This is a genomic window from Kitasatospora sp. NPDC096128 (assembly GCF_040303105.1).
Lineage (GTDB): Bacteria > Actinomycetota > Actinomycetes > Streptomycetales > Streptomycetaceae > Kitasatospora.
In genome coordinates this window covers 31,761-41,423 of record NZ_JBEOSP010000013.1, presented here as the reverse complement: position 1 = coordinate 41,423, position 9,663 = coordinate 31,761, and the positions used below count along the sequence as shown (strand labels likewise).

Below are 9,663 nucleotides of genomic sequence, written 5' to 3'. Positions count from 1 at the left end.
GTGACGTAAGTGAGCGAAGACAAGCTCCGCTACTTCCTCAAGCGGGTGACCGCTAATCTGCACGAGACCCGGCAGCGTCTGCAGGAATTGGAAGACGCCGGCGGCGAACCCATCGCCATCGTCGGCATGGGCTGCCGCTTCCCCGGGGGCGTGCGCAGCCCCGAGGCCCTGTGGGACCTGCTGGACGCCGGGCGGGAATCGGTGGCCGGGCTGCCGCAGGACCGCGGGTGGGCCTTCGGCGAGCCCGGCGGCCCCGGCGCCGCGGAGGTGCAGGCGGGCAACTTCATCTACAGCGCCACCGAGTTCGATGCCGGCTTCTTCGGGATCAGCCCGCGTGAGGCGCTGTCGATGGACCCGCAGCAGCGCCTGCTGCTGGAGGTGGCCTGGGAGGCACTGGAGCGGGCCGGGATCGACCCGGCCACGCTCCGGGGCTCGCAGACCGGCGTGTTCGCCGGCGCGTCCGCCTCCGGGTACGGCTGGATCACCGGCAAGCAGGGCGAGCTCGACGGTCACGTGATGACCGGCAACGCCACCAGCATCCTGTCCGGCCGGGTGTCCTACACGCTGGGCCTGGAGGGCCCGGCGGTGTCGATCGACACCGCGTGCTCGTCGTCGCTGGTCTCGCTGCACCTGGCCGCCCAGGCGCTGCGCTCCGGCGAGTGCTCGATGGCGCTGGTCGGGGGCGCGTTCGTGGCGGCCACCCCGGTGCTGTTCACCGACTTCAGCACCTCGCTCGGCCTGTCGCCCGACGGGCGCTGCCAGGCCTTCGGGGCCGGGGCGAACGGCATGGGCGTCGCCGAGGGCGCCGGTGTCGTGGTGGTGGAGCGGCTGTCGGACGCGCGCCGCAACGGGCACAAGGTCCTTGCCGTGGTGCGCGGTTCGGCGATCAACCAGGACGGTGCGTCCAACGGTCTGACCGCCCCGAACGGTCCGTCCCAGCAGCGCGTCATCCGCGCGGCGCTGGCCAGCGCCAAGCTCTCCACGGCCGACGTGGACGTGGTCGAGGCACACGGCACCGGCACCCCGCTCGGCGACCCGATCGAGGCCCAGGCTCTGCTGGCCACCTACGGGCAGAACCGCCCGGAGGACCGGCCGCTGTGGCTGGGGTCGGTGAAGTCCAACATCGGGCACACCCAGCAGGCCGCGGGCATGGCCGGGATCATCAAGATGGTGCTGGCGCTGCAGAACGAGCAGCTGCCGGCCACGCTCCACGTCGACGAACCGACGCATGAGGTGGACTGGTCGGCCGGTGACGTCAAGCTGCTGGCCGAGCCGGTGGCGTGGCCCGCCGGGGAGCGGGTGCGCCGTGGCGGCGTGTCCGGGTTCGGGATGAGCGGCACCAACGTGCACATCATCCTGGAGGAGGCCCCGGCCGAGGACGACGGGGCCACGGCGGCCCCCGACGGCGACGCCGAGGGCGCCGAGGGTGCCGACGCCGTGGACGAGTCGACCGCCGAGATCGAGGCGGCTCCGGCCGCTCCCGCGGTGGTGGAGCTGGACGGGCTGGCGGCCTGGGTGGTCTCGGGCCGGTCGGCCCAGGGGCTGACGGCCCAGGCGGGCCGGCTGCGGGACTGGGTGTCGGCGCGGCCTGAGCTGGTGCCGGGCGAGGTGGCGTGGTCGTTGGCGGCGACGCGTTCGGTGTTCGAGCACCGGGCCGTGGTGGTCGGTGACGACCGTAGCGAGCTGCTGTCCGGGCTCGGCGCCCTGGGGAGTGGCGTCTCGGCTGCTTCGGTGGTCTCCGGGGTCGCGCGTTCGGGTGGTCGGACGGCGTTCGTGTTCGCGGGTCAGGGTGCGCAGTGGGTCGGGATGGGCCGGGAGCTGCTGGCGTCGTCGCCGGTGTTCGCGGCGCGGTTGGCGGAGTGCGAGGCGGCGTTGGCGCCGTTCGTGGACTGGAGGCTCTCCGAGGTCGTCGAGGGTGTGGAGGGTGCTCCGGGGCTGGACACGGCGGATGTGGTGCAGCCGGTGCTGTGGGCGATCATGGTGTCGCTGGCGGCCGTGTGGGAGGCCGCGGGGGTGACGCCGGATGCGGTGGTGGGTCACTCGCAGGGTGAGATCGCGGCGGCGACGGTGGCCGGGATGCTGTCGCTGGAGGATGCCGCCCGGGTGGTGGCTGTCCGGGCGCGGGCGCTGACGGGTCTCGCCGTCCAGGGCTCGATGGTGTCGGTGGTGATGCCCTCGCCGGCGGTGCGTGAGATCGTCGACGGCTTCGGTGGGCGGCTGTCGGTGGCGGCGGTGAACGGCCCGGCGGCCGTCGTGGTGTCGGGTGAGCCGGAGGCGTTGTCGGAGTTCGAGCGTGAGCTGGCTTCGCGCAAGGTGCTGCGGTGGCGGATCCCGGCGACGGACTTCGTCGCGCACTCCCCGGCGGTGGAGCCGTTGGAGGCGGTGCTGGCCGGGGAGTTGGCGGGGATCGCGCCGCGGGCGGGTCGGGTGCCGATGGTCTCGACGGTGACCGGTGAGTGGCTCACGGGTACCGAGGTGGATGCCGGGTACTGGTACGCGAATCTGCGGCGGATGGTCCGTTTCGAGGAGGCCGTCCGTACGCTGCTGGGCGGCGGGTACGGGTCGTTCGTGGAGGTGTCGACGCATCCGGTGCTGACCGCGGCGGTGGCGGAGACGGCGGAGGACGCGGGTGTCGCGGATGTGCTGGCGGTCGGCACGCTGGAGCGTGAGAACGCGGGTGCGGCCCGGCTGGTGACGGCGTTGGCGCAGGCCTACGTCGGTGGTCTTGCGGTCGACTGGAAGTCCGTGCTGCCGGCCGCGGAGCCGGTGGACCTGCCGACGTACGCGTTCCAGCGTCAGCGGTACTGGCTGGAGCCCTCGGCCGAGGGTACGGCCGTTGTCGGTGGTGACGGCGCGGGCAGCGAGGCGGAGGCCGCGTTCTGGGCCGCCGTCGAGGGCGGCGACCTGGCCCACATCGCCGAGGTCCTGGAGCTGGACGACCGGCGTTCGCTCGGCGAGGTGCTGGAGGCGCTGACCTCCTGGCGCCGCCGCGAGCGCGACCGCTCGGCGACGGAGAACTGGCGCTACCAGGTGACCTGGGCGCCGGTCTCGGACCCCGACTCCGCCGCGCTCACCGGCCGTTGGCTGGTGCTCGCCGACCGGGCCGAGGACGAGCTGACCGGGCCTTGCGTCCGGGCGCTGGCCGCCCGCGGCGCGGACGTCACCGTCGCCGAGCTGCCGGCCGACGCCGTGGACCGGTCCGAGGTGGCGCTCGCCATCGCCGAGGCGCTGCACGGCTCCGAGGCGCCGGCCGGCATCGTGTCGCTGCTGGCCCTGGACGAGACTCCGGTACCCGGGTACCCGGCGGTCCCCCGGGGCTTCGCCACCACGCTGGCCGCGGTGCAGGCCCTGGGCGACTCGGGCATCGAGGCGCCGCTGTGGGTGCTCACCCGCGGCGCCGTCGCGGCCACGCCGGGGGAGGCCCTGACCAACCCGCTGCAGACCCAGATCTGGGGCTTCGGCCGCGTCGTCGGCCTCGAACACCCCGACCGCTGGGGCGGGTTGATCGACCTGCCGGCCGAGTTCGACGAGCAGACCGCGGGCCGGCTGACCGCCGTCCTGGCCGGCTGCGGCGAGGACCAGGTCGCCATCCGCCCGGCCGCGATCCTCGGCCGCCGGCTCACCAGGGCCGGTCAGCCGCACGCCGGCGCCGGGCAGTGGACGCCCGGCGGCAGTGTCCTGATCACCGGTGGCACCGGTGCGATCGGCGGGCACGTGGCCGCCTGGCTGGCCGGCCGGGGTGCACGGCGGCTGGTGCTGACCAGCCGGTCCGGCCCGGCCGCCGCCGGTCTGGCCGCGAAGGCCGCCGAACTGGCCGCCCTGGGCGCCGACGTGGACGTCCTGGCCTGCGACGCCGCCGAGCGGTCCGACCTGGCCGGGGTGCTCGACCGGATCCCGGCGACCGGCCCCGCCCTGTCCGCGGTGTTCCACACCGCCGGTGTCGTCCAGCACAACACCGTGCACGAGACCGACCTGGCCGAGACGGCCGCGGTGCTGGCCGCCAAGGCCGCCGGCGCGGTCCACCTGGACGAGCTGACCGCCGAGCTGGACCTCGACGCGTTCGTCCTCTTCTCGTCGATCGCCGCGACCTGGGGCAGTGGTCTCCAGCCCGCCTACGCCGCGGCCAACACCTTCCTGGACGGCCTGGCCGAGTACCGCCGGGCCCGGGGCCGGACCGCGACCTCGGTGGCCTGGGGCTCCTGGGGCGGCGGTGGCATGACCGACGAGGCGGGCGCCGCCCAGGGCAGCCGCCGCGGTCTGGTCGTCATGGACAAGGACCGGGCCGTGCAGGCGCTGGCCCAGATCCTGGACGGCGGCGAGGAGCAGCTGACCGTCGCCGACATCGACTGGGACAGGTTCGCCCCGCCGTTCACCCTGCGCCGTCCCAGCCCGCTGATCGAGGGCCTGCCCGAGGTCGTCGCGGCCCTGGCCGACGAGCTGCCGGACGCCCCCGGGGACGACCCGGCCGGCGGTTCGGACGCGAGCGCGTCGTGGAAGCAGCGGCTGGCGGGCCTGTCGCGCCTCGAGCAGAACCGGGCGCTGGTCCACCTGGTGCAGACCCAGGCCGCCTCGGTGCTCGACTACGCCTCGCCCGAGGCCGTCGAGGCCACCCGGGCCTTCAGCGACCTGGGCTTCGACTCGCTGACCTCGGTCGAGCTGCGCAACCGGCTCAGCGCCGCGACCGGACTCCGGCTGCCCGCGACCCTGCTGTTCGACGCCCCCACGCCGACGTCCGCCGCCGAGTTCCTGCTGGCGCAGCTGGCCGGCCTCCCCGACGCCGCGCAGAGCGCTCCGGTGGTGGCGGCGGCGACCGACGAGCCGCTGGCGATCGTCGGGATGGCCTGCCGGTACCCGGGCGGTGTGACCGGCCCCGAGGCGCTGTGGGACCTGGTGGCCGGCGGGACCGACGCCATCTCCGTCCTGCCGGAGGACCGCGGCTGGGTCATCGAGGGCCAGGGCGACGCCGCCGAGGGCGGTCCCGTCCGGGCCGGCGGCTTCGTCTACGACGCGACCGGCTTCGACGCGGGGTTCTTCGGGATCAGCCCGCGTGAGGCGGTGTCGATGGACCCGCAGCAGCGGCTGCTGCTGGAGGTGGCCTGGGAGGCGCTGGAGCGGGCCGGTCTCGACCCGGCGGCGCTGCGCGGTTCGGCGACCGGTGTGTTCGCGGGCGCGTCCGCCTCGGGTTACGGCTGGAGTTCCGGCCTGCAGGGCGAGCTGGACGGGCACCTGGTCACCGGGATCTCGACCAGCGTGGTGTCCGGCCGGGTGTCGTACGTGCTGGGCCTGGAGGGCCCGGCGGTGACGGTCGACACCGCGTGCTCGTCCTCGCTGGTGGCCCTGCACCTCGCCTGCCAGGCGGTGCGCTCCGGGGAGTGCACGCTGGCCCTGGCCGGCGGTGTCATGGTGGCGGCCAACCCGCTGCTGTTCGACCAGTTCAGCCGGCAGATGGGGCTGGCGCCCGACGGCCGGTGCAAGCCGTTCTCGGCCGCGGCCGACGGCATGGGCCTGGGCGAGGGCGCTGGCATGCTCGTGGTCGAGCGGCTGTCGGACGCCCGGCGCAACGGGCACCCGGTGCTCGCGGTGATCCGCGGCAGCGCCACCAACCAGGACGGTGCGTCCAACGGCCTGACGGCGCCCAACGGCCCCTCTCAGCAGCGCGTCATCCGCGCTGCCCTGGCCAACGCCGGGGTCCGTGCGGACGAGGTCGACGTGGTGGAGGCGCACGGGACGGGCACCCCGCTGGGTGACCCGATCGAGGCGCAGGCGCTGCTGGCGACGTACGGTCAGGAGCGGGGCGACAGCGGTCCGTTGCGGCTGGGGTCGGTGAAGTCGAACATCGGGCACACCCAGGCGGCCGCCGGTGTGGCCGGTGTGATCAAGATGGTGATGGCGCTGCGGAACCGGGAACTGCCGGGGACCCTGCACGCCGCCGAGCGCTCGCCGCACATCGACTGGTCGGCCGGTGAGGTCGAGCTGTTGACCGAGGCCGTGCCGTGGACGGCCGAGAACCGGGTGCGTCGCGCCGGTGTCTCGTCGTTCGGCATGAGCGGCACCAACGCCCACCTCATCCTGGAGGAGGCCCCGGTCGCGGACGGCGGACCGGTGGACACCGAGGTCGAGGTGGCTCCGGCCGCTCCCGCGGTGGTCGAGGGCGGGCCGGCGGCGTGGCTGGTGTCGGGCCGGTCGGCCCAGGGGCTGACGGCCCAGGCGGGCCGGCTGCGGGACTGGGTGTCGGCGCGTCCGGAGCTGGTGCCGGGCGAGGTGGCGTGGTCGTTGGCGGCGACGCGTTCGGTGTTCGAGCACCGGGCCGTGGTGGTCGGCGGCGACCGTACCGAGCTGGTGTCGGGTCTGGAGGGTCTGGCGCTCGGTGCCTCGGCCGCTTCGGTGGTGTCGGGTGTGGCCCGGACCGGTGGTCGGACGGCGTTCGTGTTCGCGGGTCAGGGTGCGCAGTGGGTCGGGATGGGCCGGGAGCTGCTGGCGTCGTCGCCGGTGTTCGCGGCGCGGTTGGCGGAGTGCGAGGCGGCGTTGGCGCCGTTCGTGGACTGGAAGCTGTCCGAGGTCGTCGAGGGTGTGGAGGGTGCTCCGGGGCTGGACACGGCGGATGTGGTGCAGCCGGTGCTGTGGGCGATCATGGTGTCGCTCGCGGCCGTGTGGGAGGCCGCGGGGGTGACGCCGGATGCGGTCGTCGGTCACTCGCAGGGTGAGATCGCGGCTGCCACGGTGGCCGGGATGCTCAGCATCGAGGACGCCGCCCGGGTGGTGACCGTCCGGGCGCGAGCCCTGACGGGTCTCGCCGTCCAGGGCTCGATGGTGTCGGTGGTGATGCCCTCGCCGGCGGTGCGCGAGATCGTCGACGGCTTCGGTGAGCGGCTGTCGGTGGCCGCGGTGAACAGCCCGGCGGCCGTCGTGGTGTCCGGTCAGCCGGAGGCGCTGTCGGAGTTCGAGCGTGAGCTGGCCTCGCGCAAGGTGCTGCGGTGGCGGATCCCCGAGACGGACTTCGTCGCGCACTCCCCGGCGGTGGAGCCGCTGGAGGCGGTGCTGGCCGGGGAGTTGGCGGGGATCGCGCCGCGGGCGGGCCGGGTGCCGATGGTCTCGACGGTGACCGGCGAGTGGCTCACCGGCACCGAGGTGGACGCCGCGTACTGGTACGCCAACCTGCGGCGGATGGTCCGTTTCGAGGAGGCCGTCCGTACGCTCCTGAGCGGCGGCTACGGGTCGTTCGTCGAGGTGTCGACGCACCCGGTGCTGACCGCCGCCGTCACGGAGACCGCCGAGGACGCCGGCCTCGACGTCCTGAGCGTGGGCTCGCTGGAGCGCGACAACGGCGGCGCCGCCCGTCTGGTCACCGCGCTGGCGCAGGCCCACGTCGGCGGCCTTCCGGTCGACTGGAAGGCCGTGCTGCCGGCCGCCGAGCCGGTGGACCTGCCGACCTACGCCTTCCAGCACCAGCACTACTGGCTGCAGGCCGCCGCGACGGCGTCCCCGGTGGGCGGCGACGGTGCGAGCACCGAGGCGGAGGCCGCGTTCTGGGCCGCCGTCGAGGGCGGCGACCTGGCCCGGCTCGCCGACACGCTCGCGATCGAGGACCAGCAGCAGCTCGGTGCGGTGCTGCCCGCCCTGGCATCCTGGCGCCGTCGGGAGCAGGACCGCTCGGTGACGGAGAACTGGCGTTACCGCGTCACCTGGGCGCCGGTCGCCGACCCCGCTCCCGCCCGGCTGTCCGGGCAGTGGCTGGTCGTGCTCCCCGCCGGAGGGGCGGATGCCGCCTTCGCCGAGCAGTGCACGGCGGCGCTGAGCGCCCGTGGTGCCGAGCTCGTCGTCCTGGAGGTCGAGGCCGCGGCCGACCGGAAGCCGACGGCGGAGCGGATCCGTGCGGTGCTGCCGGAGGCCGGGTTCGCCGGGGTGGTGTCGCTGCTGGCCCTGGACGAGACTCCGGTGCCCGAGCACCCGGTGGTTCCCGGGGGCTTCGCCGCGACGCTGGCCCTGGTGCAGGCGCTCGGCGACGCCGAGGTGGGCGCACCGCTGTGGGTGCTCACCTCCGGTGCGGTGGCCGACGGACCGGGCACCGGCCCGGCCCGCCCGGTGCAGACGCAGGTCTGGGGCCTGGGCCGCGTGGTGGCGCTGGAGCACCCGGACCGCTGGGGCGGGTCGGTCGACCTGCCCGGCACGGTCGACGAGCAGACCGCGGGCCGGCTGGTCGCCGTCCTGGCCGGCTGCGGCGAGGACCAGGTCGCCATCCGCCCGGCCGCGATCCTCGGCCGCCGGCTCACCAGGGCCGGTCAGCCGCACGCCGGCGCCGGGCAGTGGACGCCCGGCGGCAGTGTCCTGATCACCGGTGGCACCGGTGCGATCGGCGGGCACGTGGCCGCCTGGCTGGCCGGCCGGGGTGCACGGCGGCTGGTGCTGACCAGCCGGTCCGGCCCGGCCGCCGCCGGTCTGGCCGCGAGGGCCGCCGCACTGGCCGCCCTGGGCAGCGATGTGGACGTCGTGGCCTGCGACGCCGCCGACCGGTCGCAGCTGGCCGGCCTGCTCGACCGGATCCCGGCGACCGGCCCGGCCCTGTCGACGGTGATGCACACCGCCGGCATCGGACAGGCCACCACGGTGGCGGACACCGACCTGGCCGAGACGGCCGCGGTGCTGGCCGCCAAGGCCGCCGGCGCCGTCCACCTGGACGAGCTGACCGCCGGCCTGGACCTCGACGCGTTCGTCCTCTTCTCGTCGATCTCGGCGACCTGGGGCAGCAGCGTCCAGCCCGCCTACGCCGCGGCCAACACCTTCCTGGACGGCCTGGCCGAGCGGCGCCGGGCCGAGGGGCTGCCCGGCACCTCGGTGGCCTGGGGCCCCTGGGGCGGCGGCGGCATGACCGACGCCGACACCGCCGCGTGGATGGCGCGGGGCGGCCTGATGGTCATGGACGAGGACCACGCCGTGCAGGCGCTGGCCCAGATCCTGGACGGCCGCGAGGGCGCGGTCACGGTGGCCGACGTGGACTGGGCGCGGTTCGCCCCGCCGTTCACGCTGCGCCGCCGCAGCCCGCTGATCGAGGGCCTGCCCGAGGTGGTCGCGGCGCTGGCCGGCGGGGCGTCGGACCCGGCGGCCGACCCGGCGGCGGGCGAGTCCCTGAGGCAGCGGCTGGCGGGCCTGTCCCGGGCCGAGCAGAACCGGGCGCTGGTCAAGCTGGTCCAGGCCCAGGCGGCCTCGGTGCTCGACTACGCCTCGCCCGAGGCCGTCGAGGCCACCCGGGCCTTCAGCGACCTGGGCTTCGACTCGCTGACCTCGGTCGAGCTGCGCAACCGGATCGGTGCCGCCACCGGACTCCAGCTGCCGGCCACGCTGCTGTTCGACTGCCCCACCCCGGTGGTGCTGGCCGAGTACCTCTGGAACGAGGAGTTCCAGGACGAGGCCGGCCCGGCGTCCCTGGTCGAGGAGGTCGACCGGCTCGGGTCGCTGCTGACCGGGGCGGCACCGGATGAGAAGACACATCAAATGATCACCGATCGCCTGCAGGGGCTCCTTTCCCAGTGGCTGGAGGTCGGCGCCCCGGCGGAAAGCCAGGCGGTCGCGGAGAAGATCGGGTCCGCAACGGACGACGAGATATTCGAGTTCATTCACAGGGAACTCGGCAGGTAATTGGTTGTCCGTGCTTGCGGCTAGCAGGCT

Annotated in this window: 1 protein-coding gene; it reads left to right on the top strand. The window is 74.9% G+C overall.

Annotated elements, in window-relative coordinates; genetic code table 11:
* The first annotated feature begins 9 nt into the window (after positions 1–9).
* The gene (locus ABTY61_RS16615; protein ID WP_350505707.1) at positions 10–9,633 is read left to right on the top strand and encodes a type I polyketide synthase; all 9,624 of its coding nucleotides are present in this window, start codon (positions 10–12) and stop codon (positions 9,631–9,633) included.
* The last annotated feature ends 30 nt before the right edge of the window (positions 9,634–9,663 follow it).